This is a genomic window from Commensalibacter sp. ESL0382 (genome assembly GCF_009725775.1).
GTDB lineage: Bacteria > Pseudomonadota > Alphaproteobacteria > Acetobacterales > Acetobacteraceae > Commensalibacter > Commensalibacter melissae.
Window position 1 is genome coordinate 146,357 of record NZ_WNII01000012.1, and the last position, 19,551, is coordinate 165,907.

Annotated in this window: 17 protein-coding genes; 10 read left to right on the plus strand and 7 right to left on the minus strand. The window is 40.1% G+C overall.

Annotation, left to right across the window (positions count from 1 at the left end; all coding sequences use genetic code 11):
* Nucleotides 1-99 precede the first annotated feature (99 nt).
* Nucleotides 100-1,800 carry an alginate export family protein gene (locus GM552_RS08405; RefSeq protein ID WP_155566079.1) on the plus strand — a complete coding sequence of 567 codons (1,701 nt, stop codon included), beginning with the start codon at nucleotides 100-102 and terminating at the stop codon, nucleotides 1,798-1,800.
* Nucleotides 1,801-1,896: 96 nt separating this feature from the next.
* Here GM552_RS08405 and GM552_RS08410 read toward each other — a convergent pair whose 3' ends face one another.
* From GM552_RS08410 to mnmE, 5 genes are read right to left on the minus strand one after another with little or no spacing between them, the layout of a single operon-like run.
* The gene (locus tag GM552_RS08410) at nucleotides 1,897-2,799 is read right to left on the minus strand and encodes a ParB/RepB/Spo0J family partition protein (protein WP_110439155.1); all 903 of its coding nucleotides are present in this window, start codon (nucleotides 2,797-2,799) and stop codon (nucleotides 1,897-1,899) included.
* A gap of 16 nt (nucleotides 2,800-2,815) precedes the next feature.
* On the minus strand, nucleotides 2,816-3,604 hold the full coding sequence (locus GM552_RS08415; protein WP_122124312.1) for a ParA family protein: 789 nt from the start codon (nucleotides 3,602-3,604) through the stop codon (nucleotides 2,816-2,818).
* A 1-nt stretch (nucleotide 3,605) separates the two neighbouring features.
* A complete protein-coding gene (gene rsmG / locus GM552_RS08420; protein WP_370533619.1) occupies nucleotides 3,606-4,226 on the minus strand; it encodes a 16S rRNA (guanine(527)-N(7))-methyltransferase RsmG in 621 nt (206 codons plus the stop codon).
* On the minus strand, nucleotides 4,216-6,111 hold the full coding sequence (mnmG, locus tag GM552_RS08425; protein WP_155566080.1) for a tRNA uridine-5-carboxymethylaminomethyl(34) synthesis enzyme MnmG: 1,896 nt from the start codon (nucleotides 6,109-6,111) through the stop codon (nucleotides 4,216-4,218). The genes rsmG and mnmG overlap by 11 nt, the downstream gene beginning before the upstream one ends.
* A 21-nt stretch (nucleotides 6,112-6,132) precedes the next feature.
* Entirely contained in the window at nucleotides 6,133-7,467 is a 1,335-nt protein-coding gene (mnmE, locus tag GM552_RS08430; protein WP_155566081.1) for a tRNA uridine-5-carboxymethylaminomethyl(34) synthesis GTPase MnmE, read from the minus strand.
* Nucleotides 7,468-7,666: 199 nt separating this feature from the next.
* Between mnmE and GM552_RS08435 the strand changes: the two genes are divergently transcribed.
* Nucleotides 7,667-7,984 (plus strand): hypothetical protein, encoded by a 318-nt coding sequence (locus tag GM552_RS08435; protein ID WP_122124160.1) that lies wholly within the window; start codon nucleotides 7,667-7,669, stop codon nucleotides 7,982-7,984.
* Nucleotides 7,985-8,090: 106 nt separating this feature from the next.
* On the plus strand, nucleotides 8,091-8,543 hold the full coding sequence (locus GM552_RS08440) for a methylated-DNA--[protein]-cysteine S-methyltransferase (protein WP_155566082.1): 453 nt from the start codon (nucleotides 8,091-8,093) through the stop codon (nucleotides 8,541-8,543).
* A 78-nt stretch (nucleotides 8,544-8,621) separates the two neighbouring features.
* Here GM552_RS08440 and rho read toward each other — a convergent pair whose 3' ends face one another.
* Complete coding sequence (gene rho / locus GM552_RS08445; RefSeq protein WP_110439160.1) at nucleotides 8,622-9,893, minus strand: transcription termination factor Rho; 1,272 nt, start codon at nucleotides 9,891-9,893, stop codon at nucleotides 8,622-8,624.
* Nucleotides 9,894-10,276: 383 nt separating this feature from the next.
* Here rho and trpB point away from each other — a divergent pair, with 383 nt between their 5' ends.
* The 7 genes from trpB to glpK all read left to right on the plus strand — a co-directional run bounded on the left by trpB (nucleotide 10,277) and on the right by glpK (nucleotide 18,566).
* Nucleotides 10,277-11,503 carry a tryptophan synthase subunit beta gene (gene trpB / locus GM552_RS08450; protein ID WP_370533620.1) on the plus strand — a complete coding sequence of 409 codons (1,227 nt, stop codon included), beginning with the start codon at nucleotides 10,277-10,279 and terminating at the stop codon, nucleotides 11,501-11,503.
* Nucleotides 11,500-12,312, plus strand: coding sequence for a tryptophan synthase subunit alpha (gene trpA, locus GM552_RS08455; RefSeq protein WP_155566083.1), 813 nt, complete (start codon nucleotides 11,500-11,502; stop codon nucleotides 12,310-12,312). Before trpB ends, trpA begins: the two co-directional genes overlap by 4 nt.
* 41 nt (nucleotides 12,313-12,353) lie before the next feature.
* Nucleotides 12,354-13,214 carry an acetyl-CoA carboxylase, carboxyltransferase subunit beta gene (gene accD, locus GM552_RS08460; protein ID WP_155566084.1) on the plus strand — a complete coding sequence of 287 codons (861 nt, stop codon included), beginning with the start codon at nucleotides 12,354-12,356 and terminating at the stop codon, nucleotides 13,212-13,214.
* Nucleotides 13,215-13,219: 5 nt separating this feature from the next.
* Nucleotides 13,220-14,524, plus strand: coding sequence for a folylpolyglutamate synthase/dihydrofolate synthase family protein (locus GM552_RS08465; protein ID WP_155566085.1), 1,305 nt, complete (start codon nucleotides 13,220-13,222; stop codon nucleotides 14,522-14,524).
* A 192-nt stretch (nucleotides 14,525-14,716) separates the two neighbouring features.
* Nucleotides 14,717-16,225: a glycerol-3-phosphate dehydrogenase gene (gene glpD, locus GM552_RS08470; protein WP_155566086.1), complete on the plus strand. Its 1,509-nt coding sequence runs from the start codon at nucleotides 14,717-14,719 to the stop codon at nucleotides 16,223-16,225.
* 25 nt (nucleotides 16,226-16,250) lie between these two features.
* The gene (locus GM552_RS08475) at nucleotides 16,251-17,039 is read left to right on the plus strand and encodes an MIP/aquaporin family protein (protein WP_155566087.1); all 789 of its coding nucleotides are present in this window, start codon (nucleotides 16,251-16,253) and stop codon (nucleotides 17,037-17,039) included.
* Nucleotides 17,040-17,066: 27 nt separating this feature from the next.
* On the plus strand, nucleotides 17,067-18,566 hold the full coding sequence (gene glpK, locus GM552_RS08480) for a glycerol kinase GlpK (RefSeq protein ID WP_155566088.1): 1,500 nt from the start codon (nucleotides 17,067-17,069) through the stop codon (nucleotides 18,564-18,566).
* Nucleotides 18,567-18,601: 35 nt separating this feature from the next.
* Here the strand turns inward: glpK and GM552_RS08485 are convergent, their stop codons facing one another.
* Nucleotides 18,602-19,501 carry a DMT family transporter gene (locus GM552_RS08485; protein ID WP_155566089.1) on the minus strand — a complete coding sequence of 300 codons (900 nt, stop codon included), beginning with the start codon at nucleotides 19,499-19,501 and terminating at the stop codon, nucleotides 18,602-18,604.
* Nucleotides 19,502-19,551: the final 50 nt, after the last annotated feature.

A 19,551-nucleotide genomic window follows, 5' to 3' on the forward strand; every position in this document is an offset into this window, starting at 1 on the left:
TTAATATAAATAATACTATACATGTGGATAATATAAATTCTTTTCTTAAAAGAATAATATAATTAAATAAAACAATAATATTAGTATGAATGATAAACTATGAATAAATCAACTATTCTGGCTAGTTTAAAAGTAGTTAATCATATTTGTTTCTCATTACTACTTTTAACTTCAATACATACTTACGCTAAAGATCAAACAAAACAAACATTACTTCCAACAGATTCAAAAATTCAAAATAAAATCGATTCTACATTTACTGATTACTCAAATCTTAATAACCGTTGTGCAAAAGTTGTCACAGCGGCTGGTAAATATGGAAATACACGACATCCGGATTGGGGTGTCTTCAACAAACACAGCGGTTTTGGACCTGTTGGTAATTATTCTTGGTATGCTTTCGGACAATATGCCCCATACGCACAAGCAAGATGGGCAGAAGACTGGAGCGGATTATGCAATGATCCCCATAAAAATGATGACTGGTTTAACCGACTCAAGTATATTCCCCTGAATGATTCTGGGGATATCTGGCTGAGTTTAAACGGCAATGAGCGGTTTCGTCATGTTTTCGACAGCAAACCATATATGGGATTTGGAGCCAAAACAAATTCCAACCGTTTGTTGATTCGTAGCGTTTATGGTGCTGATTTGCATATTGGTTCCCACGTAAGAGCTTATGCCGAACTCATTAATGGTGTTGCTGGTGGCAGCAACACTTTTGGCTATCAAACAGGTTTTCAACGTAAACGACTTGACATGCAGCAAGGTTTTTTAGAAATAAAGGGGAACCTGCTTGGTGCAAAAATGGGGGCAATGGGAGGACGTCAATATTTTGTTGATGCACCACTCTCCATGACTTCCGCACGGGAACTGACTAATATTCGTTACAGTTGGGATGGATTCCGAGGCTATGCTTTCTGGAAAAATTTCAGAGTCGACATTTTTGACTTCTGGCAAACTGACTTTTCCAAAGATCATGTTTTTGGTGCAGGGCCAAGTTATAATGCTCGCATGTTTGGTGGTTTGGCCAGTTATGCTCTTCCCAGCTTTAAAGTGCAGAATGTGAATAGCCAATTATATCTTGATGCCTTTTATATTGGTTACCTTTATAACGGTAATGCTGCAGGTCTTCCCACACCAACACCCGGGAAAAACCGTCAAGGCTCTACAAGACGTGATAATATCGGTGGAAGGTTGAACGGAAATATTGGCAATTTCACCATTGATGTTACAGGTATATATCAGGGTGGTGAATTCCGTCCCGCAAATTCTGGTAGTAAAACACGTCCAGTCAGAGCCTATGCATTTGATGCGATTTTTGCTTATAACTTTAAAAACGTGCCGGGAAATTTGTCATTGGGCCTGCAAAGCGACTATTTTTCTGGTGGCAACTATCACAAAGATCACGGCGCGGTCAGAAATTTTGCTGTTCCCTATTTTACAACAGCAAACTATCAGGATATGACGCTATATCTGGCAACTTCCAATACAGTCAGTACAGGTCCTTTAATCACTTACAATCCAACAAAAAAAGCACTTGTCAAATTGCACGCACCTGTAATTTGGAGAGCCAATACCAATGATACGATTTACGGTGTCGGATTCAACTATCCTTTGCGTGACAATTATTCTGGTGGATTTGTTGGTGCAATTCCCCAGTTTACTCTCGCTTATGCAATTGCTCCCCATCTTGTTTTAACTGGAGACTTTGGCGGTGTTCTAGCCTCACAATCCATAAAAAAAGCTGGTGGCAATGACAGTGCTTTCCTTATGGAAACACTCGACTTCAGGTTTTAACCTTTTTCATTCTATACTTTACTTATTATTTTGTCGCTTATTTTTAATAATAAGCGACTTTTTTTATTATGGGTCTATGAAGTATCAATATTTCATTTAATTTTTTAACAACGTTAAAATCTCATCAAACTGTTCAAGGGATTTATAAAATATTTTTAAGGACCCACCTTTACCATCAAATTGAATTTTGACATTAAACCCTAATCTGCCACGCAAATCTTTTTCAAGTGACTCTATCTCAGGATCGATTGGCTTTTTTTTCAAGTGTAAATTTTTATTAACCGCTTTGGCATTTTTAACTAGGGCTTCTGTTTGTCTTACCGTTAAATCATCTTGAATAATTTCCTTTGCCGCTGATACAGGATCGGGATGCATAAGCAAGGCTCTTGCATGTCCCGGAGTTAATATCCCGTTTTTCAAATAATTTATAATCTCATCCGGCAATTGCAATAGGCGGATTATATTAGCAATATGTGAACGTGATTTACCCAATGCAGAAGATAACTCATCCTGAGTAAGATTGAACTCATTTAATAATCTTGAAAAACCTTCAGCCTCTTCGATAATATTTAAATCCGTACGCTGTAAATTTTCCACTAATGCGACAGCCATTGCATCTTTATCAGTAAAAGAGCAGATCCTAACCGGCACCTCATCAATCATGGCCAGTTGGGCAGCACGCCAGCGACGTTCCCCAGCAACAATTTGGTATTGACCCTTTTGGGTATCTTTTTCCTTAACCAGCAGAGGTTGTAAAATACCATGTTGTCTGATTGAGTCCGCCAACTCTTGTAAAGCTTCAGGCTGCATAATTTGTCGAGGTTGAAAAGGACCAGGCTCAATTATGTCAATAGGTAAAATCTGCATTTTCAAATCTGAAATCCCAAGATCGGATCCAATATCTTTCTGATTATCCTCATCTTTAACCGACTCCCCTAATAAAGCGGCAAGTCCTCTTCCCAAACGAATTTTACCCTGATCCCTTTTCTTACCCTTCATATTTCCTACCCTCAAATTAAGCAAATCGACGATTCAATTCCTTAGCCAAGTTTATATAGGCTTGCGCTCCAGTTGATTTAGGATCATACACCATTATTGGCTTTCCATAACTTTGTGCCTCTGAAATACGGATATTGCGTGGAATAACTGTTTTACAGACCTTATCCCCAAAAAAATTCCTAGTATCTTCAGCAACAAGCTCTGAAAGTCTGTTGCGTTTGTCATACATCGTTAAAACAATTGCCTTTATATCCAGATCAGGATTTACCTTTTTCTGCAAATGTGTAACCGTTTTAACCAGATGACTTATTCCTTCAAGTGCCAGAAATTCACATTGCAACGGAACAATAACACCAGTAGCAGCCGCCAAGGCATTTACCGTTAACAGTCCAAGGCTTGGAGGACAGTCAATCAAAATATAATCATATATACCTATAAATTGCTTAATTGCCTCCTTGAGCCGAAATTCACGTTTTTCAATATCAATCAACTCAAGCTCTGCAGCCGCAAGGTTGCCATCAGCTGTAATCAACGATAATCCTGGAATCATGGACTCCTTGATCATTCCATCAACCACTTTGCCATTAATTAATAAATGATAGGTTCCTTTATCACGATCGCCATATTCAATTCCCAATGCAGTTGAACTATTTCCTTGAGAATCAAGATCAATTAATAGAACCTTCTTTTTTTCAGCGAATGCGGTGGCAAGATTAATTGCTGTCGTTGTTTTACCCACCCCACCTTTTTGGTTTGCAATTGCCAAAATATAAGTATTTTTTGATTTTGTCTTTTTAAGCGCCATTTTATTCAACACGTTCAAATTGATTAATCTTAACTATTACCCCATCGGCATTCGTTTGACTGGAAAAGGTTTTATAATTTATTTTCCAATCCTTTTGTGCCTCTTCAATTTCCAGATTAACAGACCGGCCTTTCAAAAATAAACAATAACCATTTTTATTTAAAATATTTTTTGAAAATTCCAAAAGCTGAGTCAATGAAGTCAATGCCCTTGCCGTCACAACATCTGCACTGATAGCATTCACATTTTCAATCCTCTGGCAAAGCACAGTTGCTTGTGTTTTGGTCTGTCGCAGAACTTCCCTTAAAAAAATTGTCTTTCTCATATCAGATTCAATCAATATTACAGGAATATCTGTTGACAATGCCAAGATCAGACCGGGAAATCCTCCACCTGATCCAAGATCAGCAATAGATTTTACAGATGAATCAAGATACCGAATCAATTGAAAGCTGTCATATACATGACGTTTCCAGACCTGATCCATACCCTGTTGCGATACCAAATTTATTTTTTTGTTCCATTGCTGAAGCAAAGAAATATAAATTTCCAGTTTCTCTATTGTTTCACGTGAAACACTCTTTAAAAACGGATAATTTTTTATATAACCGTCAAGATTCACAACAATTATCCTTTTCCCCTTTTTGCGGGGTTCGAATATATGCCAATATAGCCATCAATGCAGAGGGTGTTACCCCCGGTATCCTTTGGGCAGCACCAAAAGAAACAGGACGAACCGCTTCTAGACGTTCCTGCATTTCTCGGCTTAATCCGCCAATTTTCCTATAATCAAGATCCAGTGGCAAATTGATTCTGGACTCCTGGTCAAGCTGCCTGATTTCCCTGGCCTGTCTAACAAGGTAACCTTCATAACGGGCCTCGGTACGAATATATTGTTGAACTCTTGATGTTAATTGATGAAACCAAGGAGCGACTTTCTCAATTACCTCCTCAGAAGGGCATAATGATAAAATTTCAAATAATGACCGCCAGCGTCCATCGGACGAAATCTGCATTCCATAACCATTCAGGGTTTTAGGCAGGTATTTCTCTCCCTTCGCTCTCTGAACAGAATTTTTGATATGATCTATATCCTGAAGATATAAAGCCAATCGTTCAGCCCCCAAACACCCCAACTGTTCAGCCAAAGGGGTTAACCGTATATCTGCATTATCTGCCCGTAAAGTCAAGCGATATTCTGCCCGTGAGGTAAACATACGATAAGGTTCGGTCACCCCTTGCGTTGTCAGGTCATCTATCATGACACCAATATAACCCTGGCTACGATCAATTGTAATTTTTTCTGATCCAGAAGCATGATTTGCGGCATTAATTCCAGCCAACAAACCCTGAGCTGCGGCTTCCTCATACCCTGTTGTACCATTGATTTGTCCGGCAAGAAACAATCCGGAAAAATTTGGCAATTCTAAGGTCGGATTCAAGGATCTCGGATCAATATAATCATATTCCACGGCATAACCTGGCCTGACAATCACGGCATTTTCCAGACCTGGAATTGAATGAACCATTCGTTCCTGAACATCTTCTGCAAGACTGGTTGATATTCCATTCGGATAAACCAAATCCCCACCTTCATGTCCAGGCAATGCTTCAGGCTCAATAAAAATCTGATGACGCTCCCGATCAGCAAAACGGACAATTTTATCCTCGATTGACGGACAGTAACGAGGTCCTTTTCCAATAATTGCACCCCCATAGACTGCAGAAGTATGAATATTATCCCTTATTATACGATGCGTTTCAGGAGTGGTTGCAGTTATCCGGCAGGAAACAAATTCATTAAAAGCGTTATCAGTCAATCGGCTAAAAAACTCGGGAGATTCATCCCCCTTATCTTCTGTCAACCGCTCCATATCGATACTTGATCGCAACAGCCTTGGAGGGGTTCCTGTTTTTAAGCGACCCATACGCAGTCCCATCGCCTCCAATCGGTTTCCCAATATTGTGGCAGGTTTATCTCCAACTCTTCCGGCTGGCTGACTTTTATTGCCAACATGAATAACACCACGCAAAAAAGTTCCCGTCGTTAAGACAACCGCTCCTGACAGAAAATCACGACCATCCTCGCAAATAACACCACATATTTTATTGCCAATATCGACATTGAGATCAGCAACCGCACCCTCCATAATAGTCAGGTTGCTTAATTCTTTTAAAAATTGTTGAACCGCATTACGATATAACATCCGATCAGCCTGAGCCCTAGGTCCATGTACTGCTGGACCTTTGGAACGATTAAGCAGCTTGAAATGAATGCCCGCACGATCCGCTGCTTTTGACATGATACCATCAAAAGCATCAATCTCCCGAACAAGATGCCCTTTGCCTATTCCACCAATTGCCGGATTACATGACATGATCCCAATCGTGTTAAGAGAATGGGTCAGCAATAAAGTTCTTGCCCCCATCCGAGCAGAAGCTGCAGCCGCTTCACTTCCAGCATGTCCTCCACCAACGACAATTACATCGTATTTTACATTTATCATTAATCTTTTCTCAACTCGACCTTACTTACCGATACAAAATTGACCAAATATGGTATCCAACAGATCCTCCACACCTACAGCACCAGTTAATCTACCCAAACTCTGCATAGCTAACCGCAATTCTTCACCACGCAATTCAGCCCATTCCATTTCTTGGGCTTTTTGCAAATGTTGAACACATTCTGTTATACCTAATCGATGTCTTACCCGTGTTAAAGGGGGTGGCCCCTGACGGGATATTAATTCTTTGGTTTTCTGAACCAATAAACTTTTGAATTTATCCATCCCCTCACCCGATTTGACGCTGATTAACACGGTTTTATCTGACTGACTTAATAATGTTTCACGTGAAACATTTAAATCAATTTTTGTTCGAACCAACAGATCACAAGATAATTCAGGGCAATCATTTTTATCCGCAGCATCCATCAAACACATTACATAATCTGCATTTTGAGCGATCTTGTAGGCTCGCTTTATCCCCTCTTTTTCAATTTCATCTTCTGTTTCACGTAAGCCTGCAGTATCCACCAAGGTTACAGGAACATCACCCAATACTACCCTGACCTCAATAACATCTCGTGTTGTTCCAGCCTGTTCGGTCACAATCGCCGCATCACGGTCAGCCAAATAATTCAATAAACTAGATTTTCCAGCATTTGGTGGCCCCACAATTGCAAAGGTCAGTCCTTTTCTCAAACGTTCCCCTCGTCCTTGATCATTCAGATGGTCAATCATTTCAGAATGCAAATCAACGATTGTCCTCTTCACATTCTCCTCAATCTCTTGCGGCAAATCCTCATCCGGGAAATCAATTAATGCCTCTTGAAATGCCAACACTTCGCGCAATTGTTTTGCCCAGCCATGATAAAGGTCACTTAATCCACCTTCCGTTTGTTCCAAAGCCTGTTTTCTTTGCGCCTGCGTTTCCGCCTCAACAAGATCGGCAATACCTTCCGCCTGTAATAAATCAATTCGGCCATTCAAAAACGCTCGCTTGGTGAATTCACCTGCCTGGGCAGGAATGGCACCATAAGAAACCAATACCTCCGCAACAGCATCAACCACAGCAGGACCTGCATGCAAGTGCAGTTCTGCACTATCTTCACCCGTATAACTATTAGGGCCTGGGAACCACAGCAGCAAAGCCTCGTCCAGTAATTCTTTCTGACCCTCCTGAATTTTCCATAATTTACGAACCGACGCCAAACGTGGTTGCGGCACTTGATGACACATTCTGTGTAAAATAGAATAAGTTAAAGGCCCACTCAAACGCATGATCGCAACAGCACCCCTGCCCATTGCAGTTGCCAAGGCAAAAATTGTCGTATTTGAATTTAATGAAATATTTTCCATACAATATTAACTTATCTACTTAAGATATATATTTTTTATACGGTCGTAACATAAAAAAATCTTTTAATACATACGAAAAGATAAATTCATTCATATAAAATCAATTTTCTTCAAATCAATAAACTAAATATTACTACACATATCATTGTACGCTACCTATAATAATTATAATTATGCAACTAAATTGAAGGGATATAATATGCGTGACCTAACAGATAATGAAATTAACAATGTATCAGGTGCCGCTTCATTTACCGCAATTGGTTCGTTAATTGGTTCTCGAATTGGTAATGGACTAAATCAGCTGAGTAAAAATATCTCTGGAAAAGAGCCAGAGAAATCATATATAACAGGTGCAATAAATATAGGTTATGGAATCGGTGAATTTCTGGATAATCTTAATAATCGATCTGTTTGGGGGGATGCATGGAATAACACTCAAACAGGTATCACTCAACTTATTAATGCAGCCGTGACGAATAGTCTTAATGATCTGAAGATTTTACTTCCCGCTTAAATTTTAGAGACAATCCCCAATAGAATAAATTGATAAATAAAATAAATTATCTTAATTTTGTAAATTGCTACATTTACAGAAATAAATTTCAGATTTTTATAACACCATGGGTTTTATATCTTTTCATTCTCCAGTCGGTGATCTTAGTATCGCTGAAAATGATAATCTTATCGTCTCAATTGATTGGGGCTGGGGTAGTCTTGAAGAAAAAACACCATTATTGGAGGAGGCAAAAAACCAGATTGCCGCGTATTTCAATGGTAAACTAAAAAAATTTGATTTACCCATTCTATCGCCTGGAACAGCCTATCAACAACAAGTCTGGGAATTTTTGCAAACTATTCCCTTTGGTACGACAAAATCCTATTCCGAACTCGCCAAAATAATAGGAGGAAGTGCCCGTTCCATTGGAAATGCAAACGCCGCAAATCCAATTCCCATTATCATTCCATGTCATCGTGTCATTGGTAAACGAACTTTAGGTGGATATTCTGGAGGGGAAGGGATTAAAACCAAAGAATATTTATTGAATATTGAAAAATTATTTAGCACACCTTAATCAATATCTCTATAATTCAGGAAATAGAATAAATACATAGGATTTATTCTATTTCCTAATGTTCAATACTTTTTACGATCAAGTATTCATAGCATCAAAAAAATCTTGATTGTTTTTGCTGTATTTCAACTTATCAAGCAAGAAATCCATTGCATCCATCGTTCCCATTGGCGCCAAGATACGACGAAGCACCCAAATTTTTGACAAGCTCGAACGATCCACCAATAGCTCCTCCTTACGGGTACCGCTTTTAGTAATATCAATCGCAGGAAAGGTTCGTTTATCAGCAAGCTTACGATCAAGAACAAGTTCAGCGTTACCGGTTCCCTTAAATTCCTCAAAAATAACCTCATCCATACGACTACCCGTATCGATCAGTGCCGTTGCGATAATGGTTAAGGAACCACCCTCTTCAACATTACGCGCCGCACCAAAGAAACGTTTTGGACGTTGCAACGCATTGGCATCCACACCGCCAGTCAGAACTTTACCTGATGAAGGAACAACAGTATTGTAAGCCCGAGCCAATCGCGTAATGGAATCAAGCAAAATCACAACATCGCGTTTATGTTCAACCAGTCTTTTTGCTTTCTCCAAAACCATTTCCGTAACCTGAACATGACGATGCGCAGGTTCGTCAAAGGTTGAGGAAACAACCTCACCTTTGACTGAACGAATCATATCCGTAACCTCTTCCGGACGTTCATCAATCAGAAGAACAATTAAGACAACCTCGGGATGATTGGTTGAAATTGCTGTTGCTATATTCTGCAACATCACGGTTTTACCCGTTCTCGGCGGGGCAACGATAAGCGCACGCTGCCCCTTACCAATGGGTGTTACCAAATCAATAACTCTGGGTGTAAAATCCTTATTTGGATTCTTGCTTTCCATTAATGATGGAATTTCCATCTGTAACCGTTCATTTGGAAATAGGGGGGTCAAATCATCAAAATTGATACGATGACGAACCACTTCCGGATCCTGATAATTGATTGTATCAACTTTCAGCAAGGAAAAATAACGCTCCCCATCTTTTGGAGCGCGTATTTCACCAGAAACAGTATCCCCTGTCCGCAAACTAAAACGGCGTAACTGTGCGGGAGAAACATAAATATCATCCGGTCCTGGCAGATAATTGGATTCAGAGGAACGTAAATATCCAAAACCATCTGGTAGAATTTCCAGAGTTCCCTCTCCATAAATAGCTTGATTGTTCTCAGCAAGCTTTTTAAGGATGGCAAACATCATATCTTGTTTACGGAGTGAGGACGCGTTTTCAATCTGCAAACTTTCTGCATAATTGAGCAGTTCTGCTGGAGATTGCGCCTTGAGTTCGGCAAGTTGCATAGATGGAGGCTCTATATAATAGAAAATTAAATCATATAAATAAGGAAAGGAAATATGGCGATCAAATACTTAAACATTTACCAAATTGTATATTGATCCTTTATTCATACATTTCAAAACAAAAACGTAAAAATAAAATACACATTTCATACGAAGGAAATTTTGATATATATATCAAATATAAGATTGGATTTATAGATAAAAAGATCAAAAACGTCAAGAACTTTAATTTTTAAATAAAATTGAAAAATAACTATTTTTTTTTCAAAAAGCCATTTAAGTTACAATTCCATTTATTTGCTGTAAAATCCAGAATCATTTAAACTCAACCAAACGATAATTTTGTTGATTTTTTATTTCAATCAAGTTTTTAGGAGAGAAACGTGGGGTCCCAAACTGGTTCATCCTTTAATAGTTTAAGACAGGGTCCTGATGAACATGGACATTTTGGAAAATATGGGGGAATGTTTATTGCCGAAACACTTGTCCCTTTAATCCTTGATTTGCAAAAAGCTTATCAATCCATTCAGAAAGATCCTGGATTCCAAAATGAATTGACCTACTATTTAAAAAACTATGTTGGAAGACCCAGCCCATTATGGTTTGCAAAACAATTAACAAACATTGTCAATGGTGCAAAAATCTATCTGAAACGTGAGGATCTCAACCATACGGGGGCCCATAAAATTAATAATGTCATGGGTCAAATCTTGCTGGCCAGACGCATGGGCAAAACACGCATAATCGCTGAAACCGGAGCTGGCCAACATGGTGTTGCAACAGCCACAGTCTGTGCACTATTCAATATGGAATGTGTAATCTATATGGGCAAGCTTGACATTGAACGTCAGAAACCAAATGTTTTCCGCATGGAACTGTTGGGCGCAAAAATCATTCCTGTCACCGCTGGCAATGCCACATTAAAAGACGCCATCAATGAGGGGTTAAGAGACTGGGTAACAAATGTTCATAACAGCTATTATCTTATGGGTACAGCTGCCGGACCTCATCCTTATCCCATGATGGTCAGAGATTTTCAATGCATTATTGGCAATGAAGCCAAAAAACAGATTTTGGAAGCTGAAGGAAAGTTACCCAATAAAATTATTGCTGCAATAGGCGGCGGATCAAATGCAATTGGTATTTTTCACCCTTTTCTGGATGATCCTACCGTATCCTTAATTGGTGTTGAAGCGGGAGGAAAGGGGCTGGATAGTGGAAAAACCGCAGCCTCTATTGAACGGGGATCATCAGGGGTATTGCATGGTAACCGTACGTATCTGTTACAAGATGATGATGGTCAAATTACTGAACCTTACAGTATCAGTGCCGGACTGGATTATCCCGGAGTGGGTCCTGAACATTCCTGGTTACATGATCTGAAACGAGTGGAATATGTTGCCATCAATGATGATGAAGCAGTTGACGCATTTCAGAAATGCACAACCAAAGAGGGAATCATCCCGGCCCTAGAAAGCTCTCACGCTCTTGCTCATGCCTTGAAAATTGCTCCTGCCATGAAGTCAGAAGATATCATCATTGTCAATCTATCGGGTCGAGGCGATAAGGATATTGATAATATCGCAAATTATTTAGGAGTAAAATTATGAGCCGTATTGCCACCTGTTTCAAAACTGTTAGACAAAAAAAACGTGGAGCTTTTATTCCTTATATAGAATCTGGTGACCCTGATTACCAAACCGCCTTAAATATTCTAAAGGCCATGCCACATGCAGGCGCGGATCTGATTGAAATTGGCATCCCCTTTAGTGATCCCATGGCAGATGGCCCAACAGTTCAGGCAGCTGCCAACCGTTCGTTAAAAGCCGGAACCAATATGCAAAAAACATTGCAAATGGTTCGGGATTTTCGTCAGGACAACCAAACAACCCCTATCATTTTAATGGGATATGTTAATCCAATCGAACATTATGGATACGAACGTTTTTGTCAGGATGCCGAACAGGCTGGTGTTGACGGTCTAATCATTGTTGATATGCCTCATGAGGAATTAGGCTGTATTCTACCATATGCGGGAAAACATCATCTTGATGTTATTCGACTGGTAACCCCGGTCACTCCCAAAAACCGTTTGGAAAAAATTCTTAAAGATGCCAGTGGTTTTATCTATTATGTCAGTATTACGGGAGTGACAGGCACCAAAACCGCGTCCCAGAAAGATCTGGAAAAAACCATTCCCATCATTCGTTCCGTTTCCGACCTCCCTATCGCAATCGGGTTTGGAATTTCAACAGCTGAACATGTTCAAAACGCTATAAAACATGCAGATGCTGCCGTTGTTGCCTCAGCTTTGTTAAAAACACTGGAATCAACCTTAAATCAGGACTATCATTCTACTGATACAACCATTGAAAAAGTTATCCAGCATGTTGCGCTCCTGTCAGCGAATACCCTGTAAAACAGGTTTATAAATTAATCATCATCAATGAAAGATCAGTTATGAGTTGGCTTACGGAATATGTACGTCCCAGAATTCAAGGATTTTTAAAAAAAGATATACCTGATAATCTGTGGACCAATTGCGATGCCTGTGACCAAATGCTGTTAATCAAGGATTTACAAAAAAACATGAATATCTGTCCACATTGTGGACATCATATGCGTGCATCTGTGAAAGAGCGTTTGGAATGGACTTTTGACCAGGATTCCTATACTTGCATAGAGCTCCCCAAAATGCCTGTAGACCCCTTAAATTTCAGGGATAAAAAACGTTATACCGATCGACTAAAGGAAAACCGCGCAAAATCACAACTTGAAGAATCAATTGCCGTCGCACATGGTACCATTCTGGAGCAAAAAGCAGTGGTGGCCGTTATGGCCTTTGAATTTATGGCTGGCACAATGGGGGCCGCCTTTGGTGAGAGTTTCCTTGCGGCAACCCGTCTTGCCCTTTTACAACAATCCCCTTTAATCATATTTACCGCATCAGGGGGGGCCAGAATGCAAGAGGGAATGATTAGCCTTATGCAGATGCCCCGTACCGTCATAGCTGTAGAAATGCTAAAAGAGGCCAAAATTCCCTATATCGTCGTCTTTACCAATCCAACAACAGGCGGGGTGACTGCTTCCTTTGCAATGTTGGGGGATATCCACATCGCAGAACCCAATGCATTAATCGGATTTGCAGGTCCACGTGTTATTGAAAATACTGTTCATGAAAAATTGCCAGAAGGATTTCAACGCTCAGAATATCTTCTTGATCACGGCATGATTGACATGGTTGTTAAAAGAACAGATATGCGAGAAACGCTTGCCAATCTCATCAGCCTGTTATGTAACACAAATACACAAACATCCTAGCTTTTATGAATTCTCCTGTTTTAACCGAATTTACTGGACGCTCAGGTCAAATACTCGAGCGACTTAACAAACTATATCCCTCTTTGATTGATCTATCCCTCAATCGATTGAAACGGTTGCTAAACGATCTGGGAAATCCAGAGCGGCATCTTCCCCCAACAATTCATGTGGCTGGTACGAATGGAAAAGGCAGCACCTGTTCCTTTTTGCGTGCCATAGGCGAAAAAGCGGGATGGAATGTTCATGTTTCAACTTCACCCCATCTGATCAATGTCACAGAACGTTTTCGAATTTCAGGCCATCTGGTTGATGAAGCAGAATTATCAGATACCTTGTCCTACATTGAAAAAGTTAATAATCAACAACCCATCACGGTTTTTGAAGTTCTAACAGCCGCCACTTTTTGTCTATTCGCGAAATATCCAGCTGATCTGGCAATTATTGAAGTAGGATTGGGTGGGCGCTTTGATGCAACAAATGTCATATATCCCATTGCCAGCACCATCACCTCCATCTCAATGGATCATGAAGCTTTTCTTGGCAACAGTCTTGTAAAAATTGCTAGGGAAAAGTCTGGAATCATCAAAAAATCCATACCTGTTATAACTTATAATCAATCCCCAGAAGTATTGAACATTTTACAGGAAGAAGCTCAAGCCAAGAATGCTCCACTATTTATCCAGGGGAAAAACTGGACTATTGAAAAACAAAGGGATTATCTAGTTTATAATGATTCCAAGGGAACGCTTCAATTACCTCTACCCAGTCTAATGGGATTTCATCAGGTTAATAATGCAGGTTTGGCGATTGCCACTTTACGTGCAACCCAACTTGCCGTGCCAGAATATGCATGGCAAGGTATTGCAGAGGCACAATGGCCGGCACGTTTGCAACGCTTACAAGGAACATTGACCAAGTATATCACTCCAGAAACAGAGTTGTGGCTGGATGGAGGACATAATGCCGATGCCGGGCAAATCCTTGCCCGATTTATAAAGTCTAAATGGCAGGACAGGCCCCTTCATCTCATTGTTGGCATGAAAAACAATAAAGATTCCAGTGCATTTCTTGCCCCTCTTATCCCGTTATGCACCTCTATACAGGCTGTAATTGAACCTGATCAACATATGGCCATGTCCATTGATAATATTATCCAGGCTTCTAAAAATCATGCCATTAGCGGTGGAACGATTAAAAATGCTTTAATTCATCTTCAACAAACAGAAAAAAAACCTTACAGAGTCCTTATTTGTGGAAGTCTTTATTTAGCAGGAAGTGTTTTACGTCAAGATGGATGGAAACCTGTTTAAGGTTTATTTATATAACTATTTATAATTAAACTTTTATTTTCTTTTAAATATATGATTTTTACTTTTAGTACAACTATACTTTACCAGAAATAGCCCAAATAGGGCCATTTCTTGCTTGATATTTCATATCTCCTGAAACCATATTAAAAAAATAAAATTAAATAAATAAAATATTCTTTCAGGAGATTACTAATGAACACCCAGCCTACAACCTATGATCTTTTAATTGTTGGTGGTGGCGTCAATGGAACAGGTATTGCTCGCGATGCAGCAGGACGAGGATTAAAAGTTTTACTCGTTGAGAAAAATGATCTGGCAAGCCATACTTCTTCTGCAAGCACAAAACTAATTCATGGCGGATTGCGTTATCTTGAATATTATGAATTTCGCCTGGTTCGGGAGGCCTTACAGGAACGTGAACGTCTTCTTAACCTGGCCTCTCATATTATACGTCCTCTTGAATTTGTTCTTCCTCATCGAAATTCCATTCGACCAGCCTGGATGATTCGAATCGGATTATTTTTATATGATCATTTGGCAAGCCACCCAAAATTGCCTAACTCCAAATTAATCTCATTACAAACCTCTCCATATGGACAACCTTTACGAAATGACATCAAAAAGGGCTTTACCTATGCAGATTGCGCCGTTGATGATAGCCGCCTTGTTGTATTAAATGCAAAAGGGGCCTCTATGCTGGGTGCCGACATTCGTACTCAAACAAAATTTGTGGATGCCAAACGCTCAACAAATGAATGGAGTGCAACAATCCAAGATAATAAAACCCAGAAAAAAACAACCATAACAGCAAAAGTAATTGTGAACGCAGCCGGACCATGGGTTGCAGAACTTTTACAAGACAAACTGCATGTTCAAAGTAAAATGAATGTTCGGCTTGTCAAGGGCAGTCATATTGTTGTCAAAAAACTTTATGAAGGTCCTCAAGCCTATATTCTACAAAATGATGACAAACGGATTGTATTTGCCATTCCCTACCACGAAGAATTCACATTGATTGGCACAACAGATATTTCCTGGGATCAATCTCCAGATATTTTACCTGGGATTGATGAAAATGAAACCGAATATCTATGTAAATCGGTGAACGATTATTTCAATAAGAACATTGCTCCAAAAGATGTAATCTGGAATTATTCTGGCGTTCGTCCACTGTATGACGATGCCTCCAGCAATGCTTCAGCAGTAACCAGAGATTATCACCTCGATTTGAATGAGGAAAACAGTCAGGCACCTTTACTCTCAATCTTTGGCGGGAAAATTACAACCTATCGCCGTCTTGCAGAACATAGCATGGAAAAACTAGCCAAGTTTTTCAAATATACCCGCCAAAATTGGACGGACAAAGAACCTTTGCCAGGTGGAAATATTACCGATGGCAATTTTGATTTATTTTATAAAGATTTTCGCAATACTGTTTCCTTCCTTGATGAAATCACTGCCAAACGCATTGCACACAGTTATGGAACAGATGCCATAAACATTATTCACAATGCCAAAAGCAAGACGGATATGGGTATTGATTTTGGCCATGGTTTGACACAGCATGAAGTTGATTACCTTGTCGAAAAGGAATGGGCCATGACTGTAGAAGACATTTTATGGAGAAGAACAAAACTGGGATTATATTTCACCCAAGAAGAGCAAGGAAAACTGGCTCAATATTTGCAAAAGTCTCAATAACCTCCCTCCAGAAAGTCAATAACATATGCAAAATACGAAAAATCTTATAGGAGAGCTCATTTCTGAAGCGATTGCAGTTACAATTATCATATTTATTGGTTGTTCAGCAGCAGCAATGCTTCTTATGTATGATCCAAGTCCTTATCAAAATGCCTATTGGGGTGTTGCGATTTCCTGGGGATTAAGTGTAACTTTCGCGATCTATGTTACTGGCAGCATAAGTGGCACCCATGCCAATCCTGCTGTAACACTAGCCCTTGCCTTATTCCGGAATTTTTCCTGGAAAAAAGTCCCCGCCTATATAATCGCCCAGGTTTTTGGCGGGATTTGCGGTGCAGTTCTTGTTTATTGCATGTATTATTCAGTTATTGACCATTATAATGTTGTCCATCACCTGACCCGCCCATTGGGCGGTGGGGCTGGTGTTTTTATCACAGCACCCGGATTAACAGTCACACCTATCCATGCTTTTTTTAACGAAATCCTTTTAACTGCATTTTTGGTTTTCAGTATTTTTGCCATTACTGATGAATACAATACCATTGCCCCACAAGCAAACAGTGGTGCACTGATTATCGGTTTTGTAGTTGCTGCTATTGGTGCATCGGCAGGATATCTTGAAGGATGGGCGATCAATCCCGCACGTGATCTTGGTCCTAGAATATTCATCTATTTGGCTGGCTGGGGACCTTCTGCCTTTCCCGGTTTACCTTCTTATTGGTGGGGTCCTATTTTCGGCCCACTCCTAGGCGGTGTCATGGGTGGAGGTGCCTATCAATTATTCATTAAACCCTTTTTATCTCGTATATCATAACCCAATTACAAAGCGGATATAATTTCCATGAATAAAGCTCATTATATTATTGCCCTTGACCAGGGCACAACATCTACACGTTCAATTATCTTCAACACACGGGGCCAAGAAATATCGCTCAGCCGACATGAATTTACCCAGCATTATCCTCAACTTGGATGGGTTGAACATAATCCGGAGGACATCTGGAGTGATACTGTATATACAATTAAAAACGCCATCGCCAAAGCTTCCCTTGAAGGTAAAACCAGTGAAATTGCCGCCATAGGCATTACCAACCAACGTGAAACAGTTGTTATCTGGAACCGTAAGACGGGCAAACCTGTCTACAATGCCATCGTATGGCAGGATCGACGGACAGCAAATTCATGCAGAGCTTTAAAGGAAGAAGGGCTAGAAAAAACAATCTATGAAAAAACAGGCTTACTTCTTGACCCCTACTTCTCCGCGACAAAAATTGCCTGGATATTGGATAACATCCCGAATGTAAGATCTGAAGCAGAACGCGGTGAACTGGCTTTTGGTACAATTGACAGTTTCCTTTTATGGCGTCTAACTGGAGGCAAGGTTCACGCAACAGATGCAACCAATGCCAGTCGAACCCTGCTGTTTAATATACAAACACAATCATGGGATCCAGAACTACTCAAAATCTTTAATATTCCCGCCTCTATTTTACCTGAGGTAAAAGATAACAGTACTTTGTTCGGCACAACAGATCCTGCCTTGTTTGGTAATTCAATTCCCATTATGGGAATGGCGGGGGATCAGCAAGCCGCATTAATCGGTCAAGCCTGTTTTGAACCCGGCATGGTTAAGGCAACCTATGGCACGGGATGCTTTATGCTGTTAAACACAGGGGACAAAATCGTAACCTCCCAAAACCGCATGCTCACAACAACGGCCTATCGCCTAAATGGTAAACCAACCTATGCACTTGAAGGATCCATCTTTGTTGCTGGTGCTGCAATCAAATGGTTAAGGGATGGTATCGGAATCATCACCCATGCCTCACAAACCAATGATATGGCAACCAAGGTTAACGACAACCATGAAGTATATATGGTTCCAGCCTTTGTCGGATTGGGTGCCCCCCATTGGGAACCTGATGTCAAGGCAATCATTACTGGATTAACCTTCAATGCGACAGCTGCCCATATAGCCCGTGCCGCACTAGAATCCATTGCCTATCAGACCTATGATCTTGCCGAGGCAATGAAAAAGGACAGTCTTGAAGAAATTTCATCCATCCGTGTTGATGGCGGAATGTCAGCGAATGACTGGTATTGTCAATTCCTAGCCAGTATTATGAATACAACCGTCGAACGACCCGCTTATATTGAAACAACCGCAATGGGAGCTGCCTATCTTGCTGGTCTTGGGTGCGGTATATGGAACAATATCGAAGATATTACGACCAACTGGTCCGAAGGTAGCACTTTCAAACCGGCAATGGAACAAGCAGAACGGGAAAGAAAACTCAAAGGTTGGCGACTAGCCTTTAAAAAAGCTTTACTGAAAGAATAATTTTTTCTCATGCCTTTATCCTTATAAAGGCATTTTCATTTTTTATTATTGGGAATTGAGATACAAACCAGACATAAAAAAATCAAACCAATTCCTAACCAGCCAAAACCTGAAAATTTTTCCCCTACAATTATTACGGCAAGAAATGTTGCAATAACAGGTTCCAACAAGGTTATCAAAGTTGCCATGCTTGTTGGAACAAAGGACAGGCCGTAACCAAAACAAAGATAACCAATAAACATGGGAATAGTCGCCATATAAATTCCAACAGATAAATTGCTCCATGAATTCAAATATGTTCCGCCCGTTATCAATAAAACTGGTAACAGCAAAAGACCACCAACCCCGAAAATACTTCCCATCGCTGCCTTTGATGGAATTTCATGATGTATCAAATGTCTTGCAACCCATGTATAGAATGCATAGGTAAACCCTGCCAACAATCCCAATAAAATACCCAGACTGATTCTTGCAAAGGATATTGGGCTATATAAGGTATGTTGGGCAGAAAAACAGAGCAAGATGATACCCGATACTCCCATAAAGGCACCAATGACCCATTGTAGGGTGACTTTGAAATGATCCATTATGTTTTCAAGTGCAGCAGAAAAAAATGGTGCCGAACCAATTGAAACAACTGTTCCAACCGTAATACTGGCAACCCGCATCGAACCATAAAAAGCCAAAGGGTAAAACATAACGGCAAGGGCACCCAATATAATCCAACCTTTTTGACTATATAATTTCCCCTGATAATTTTTTAGACATGGCAAGGCAATCACTGATTGCAACAACCCACCGATACCCATAGCACCTGACCCAATCGCAAGCGCACTCACTTCAGGTGCAAATTGAGCGGCAACCCCTGTTGTCCCCCATAAAACAGAAGCCATTAAAATAGAGATTATCCCTATGTATTTTTTTCCAATATTCATATCCGTTTTTTTACCGATAACTGATTGATTTTACTATCCATTGCAATTCG

Coding starts and splice junctions, on each gene's coding strand:
- GM552_RS08405 (WP_155566079.1), top strand. CDS start 100: ATGAATAAATCAACTATTCTGGCTAGTTTAAAAGTAGTTAATCATATT.
- GM552_RS08410 (WP_110439155.1), bottom strand. CDS start 2,799: ATGAAGGGTAAGAAAAGGGATCAGGGTAAAATTCGTTTGGGAAGAGGA.
- GM552_RS08415 (WP_122124312.1), bottom strand. CDS start 3,604: ATGGCGCTTAAAAAGACAAAATCAAAAAATACTTATATTTTGGCAATT.
- mnmG (WP_155566080.1), bottom strand. CDS start 6,111: ATGATAAATGTAAAATACGATGTAATTGTCGTTGGTGGAGGACATGCT.
- mnmE (WP_155566081.1), bottom strand. CDS start 7,467: ATGGAAAATATTTCATTAAATTCAAATACGACAATTTTTGCCTTGGCA.
- GM552_RS08435 (WP_122124160.1), top strand. CDS start 7,667: ATGCGTGACCTAACAGATAATGAAATTAACAATGTATCAGGTGCCGCT.
- GM552_RS08440 (WP_155566082.1), top strand. CDS start 8,091: ATGGGTTTTATATCTTTTCATTCTCCAGTCGGTGATCTTAGTATCGCT.
- rho (WP_110439160.1), bottom strand. CDS start 9,893: ATGCAACTTGCCGAACTCAAGGCGCAATCTCCAGCAGAACTGCTCAAT.
- trpA (WP_155566083.1), top strand. CDS start 11,500: ATGAGCCGTATTGCCACCTGTTTCAAAACTGTTAGACAAAAAAAACGT.
- accD (WP_155566084.1), top strand. CDS start 12,354: ATGAGTTGGCTTACGGAATATGTACGTCCCAGAATTCAAGGATTTTTA.
- GM552_RS08465 (WP_155566085.1), top strand. CDS start 13,220: ATGAATTCTCCTGTTTTAACCGAATTTACTGGACGCTCAGGTCAAATA.
- glpD (WP_155566086.1), top strand. CDS start 14,717: ATGAACACCCAGCCTACAACCTATGATCTTTTAATTGTTGGTGGTGGC.
- GM552_RS08475 (WP_155566087.1), top strand. CDS start 16,251: ATGCAAAATACGAAAAATCTTATAGGAGAGCTCATTTCTGAAGCGATT.
- glpK (WP_155566088.1), top strand. CDS start 17,067: ATGAATAAAGCTCATTATATTATTGCCCTTGACCAGGGCACAACATCT.
- GM552_RS08485 (WP_155566089.1), bottom strand. CDS start 19,501: ATGAATATTGGAAAAAAATACATAGGGATAATCTCTATTTTAATGGCT.